2 protein-coding genes are annotated in these 2,771 nt (G+C 75.6%); both read left to right on the forward strand.

Annotated features, from left to right (window positions below; genetic code table 11):
• A partial coding sequence (locus AA75_RS19095; RefSeq protein WP_033821319.1) for a PfaD family polyunsaturated fatty acid/polyketide biosynthesis protein occupies positions 1-1,406 on the forward strand: 1,406 nt, incomplete at its 5' end.
• A partial coding sequence (locus tag AA75_RS19100) for an acyl-CoA dehydrogenase family protein (protein WP_051812774.1) occupies positions 1,403-2,771 on the forward strand: 1,369 nt, incomplete at its 3' end. The genes AA75_RS19095 and AA75_RS19100, both read left to right, overlap by 4 nt.

A 2,771-nucleotide genomic window follows, 5' to 3' on the forward strand; every position in this document is an offset into this window, starting at 1 on the left:
GCTCGGCGGCCTTCCTGGCCGCGCACGGCGTCCGCCAGCCGTACCTGGCGGGCGCGATGGCCGGCGGCATCGCCTCCGCCGACATGGTGATCGCGCTCGCCCGGGAGGGCTTCCTGGCCTCCTTCGGCGCGGCCGGCCTGCTGCCGGAGAGCATCGCGAAGGCGCTCGGCCGGTTCGCCGCCGAGATCCCCGGCCTGCCGTACGCCGTCAACCTGATCCACAGCCCCAGCGAGGAACGGCTGGAGCGCGAGGCCGTCGACCTGTTCCTGCGGCACGGCGTGCGCTGCGTGGAGGCGTCCGCGTTCATGGCGCTCAGCCCGCACATCGTCCGCTACCGGCTGGCGGGCCTGCGGCAGGGCGAGGGCGGCCAGGTGGTCGCCGAACACCGGGTGATCGCCAAGATCTCCCGGACCGAGACCGCCGAGCGCTTCATGAGACCGGCGCCCGCCGCGACCGTCAGCGCCCTGCTCGCCCAGGGCCTGATCACCCCGCTCCAGGCCGAGCTGGCCAAGTACGTGCCGATGGCCGACGACATCACCGTGGAGGCCGACTCCGGCGGCCACACCGACCGCCGCCCGCTGCCCGCGCTGCTGCCCAGCATCCTGCGGCTGCGCGACGGCGTGCAGCGCGAACACCGCTACCCGCAGCCGATCCGGGTCGGCGCGGCCGGCGGGCTCGGCACCCCGATCGCGGTCGCCGCGGCCTTCGCGATGGGCGCGGCGTACGTGGTCACCGGCTCGGTCAACCAGTCCTGCGTCGAGTCGGGCGCCTCCAAGGCGACCAAGACGCTGCTGGCCGAGGCCGGCATCGCGGACTGCGAGATGGCCCCGGCCGCCGACATGTTCGAACTGGGCGTCGAGCTCCAGGTGCTCAAGAAGGGCACGCTGTTCCCGATGCGGGCCAAGAAGCTGTACGAGCTCTACCAGGCCCACGGCGGACTGGAGGAGCTCCCGGTCGAGGAGCGCGCCCGGCTGGAGGCGCAGGTCTTCCGGCGTCCGCTGGAGGAGGTCTGGCAGGAGTGCGTCGGCTACTTCAGCCGCCGCGACCCCGAGCAGCTGGCCCGCGCCCAGGACAGCCCCAAGCGCCGGATGGCGCTGGTCTTCCGCTGGTACCTGGGGATGTCCTCGCGCTGGTCCACCGCCGGCGACCCGGACCGCACCCTGGACTACCAGATCTGGTGCGGCCCGGCGATGGGCAGCTTCAACGACTGGGTCACCGCCAGCTACCTCAAGGCACCCGGCAACCGTCGGGTCGCCGACGTCGCCCACCACCTGATGCGCGGCGCCGCCTTCCACACCCGGGTGGCCGCGCTGCGCACCGCCGGGGTGCACCTGCCGGCCGCCGTCGCCGACTACCGGCCGGTGCCGCTGGAATCCCCGGTGGCGGCCCTGGGCGGTGCCCTGTGATCGACCGACTGGTACGCAAGGCCGCCGAGTTGGAACTGCTCCTCGGCGACCCGGCGGACGCCTCGAGCCAGTACGGCTTCGCCGCGGCGGTCCGCCGGGACGAGCGCGGGGAGTTCCCGGACGAACTGGCCGGGGTGCTCAGGGAGGCCGGCTTCCACCTGGACCACCTGCCGGCCGAGTGGGGTGGCGGCTTCGAGTCCTTCGACCGCAGCCTGCTGCTGGTCCGCGCGGCGGCCCGGCGCGACCTCAACACCATGCCCGCCACCATGTTCTCCATCACCGCCGCCACCTGCGTGCGGCTGCACGGCTCACCCGGGCAGCAGCAGTGGCTGGCCGGCCTGCTGCGGCGCGGCGGCGCGGTGGGCTTCGCGCTCTCCGAGGCCGGGCACGGCAGCGACCTGCTGGCCAACGAGGCCCGGCTGGAACCGGACGGCGACGGCTGGCGGCTGACCGGCCGGAAGTGGATGGTCGGCCTCGGACAGCGCTGCGAGGCGATGTACGTGGTCGCCCGCACCGGCGAGCGCGGACCGGGCGCCTTCACCGCCGTCCTGCTCGACCTCACCACCACCGCCGACGGGCTGCGGCGCGGCGCGCCGGTGGCCACCGGCGGGATGCGCGGCATCGACTTCGCCCACCCCCGGTTCGACGCTCTGCCGGTCGGCCGCGACCAGCTGGTCGGCCGCCCCGGCCAGGCGCTGGAGGTCGCGGTCAAGGCCCAGCAGGTGGTCCGGCTGATGAGCACCGCCGGCAGCCTGGGCTGCGCCGACACCGCGCTACGGCTCACCCTGGACTTCGCCGCCGAACGCCGCACCGGCCGGACCCTCCTGATCGACTCGCCCTACCAGCGGCGCGAACTGGCCGTCGCCGCGGCCGCCCTGCTGTCCGCCGACGCGGTCGCGCTGGCGGCCGCCCGCGGCATCCACGTCGCACCGGAGCAGTTCAGCGTCTGGGGCTGCGCGGCCAAGCACGTGGTGGCCGAGGCGGCCGAGGACGCCATCGCCCGCTGCGGCGCCACCCTGGCGACCCGCTCGGTGCTGCGCACCGAGGGCCCCGGCGGCGGGCTGTTCCAGAAGCTCCAGCGCGACGCCGCGCTGGTCCGGGTGGTCGACACCAGCACCCTGGCCAACCTGCGCTCCTTCGCCGGCCAGCTGCCCGCGCTCGCCGCGGCCGCCGAAGCCGGCGACGGGGACGCACAGGCCGCCCGGACGGTCTTCGCCCTGGACCGGGAACTCCCGCCGTACGACCCGGGCCGGCTCGACCTGAGCGCCCGCGGCCGGGACCTGCCCACCGGCACCCTGGCCGCGGTCGCCGCCCCCGCGGCCCGGGCGCTCGCCGAGGCCGGCTCCCCGGCGGTCGCCGCGCTGG

Source organism: Kitasatospora sp. MBT63 (assembly GCF_000710465.2).
Classification (GTDB): Bacteria; Actinomycetota; Actinomycetes; order Streptomycetales; family Streptomycetaceae; genus Kitasatospora.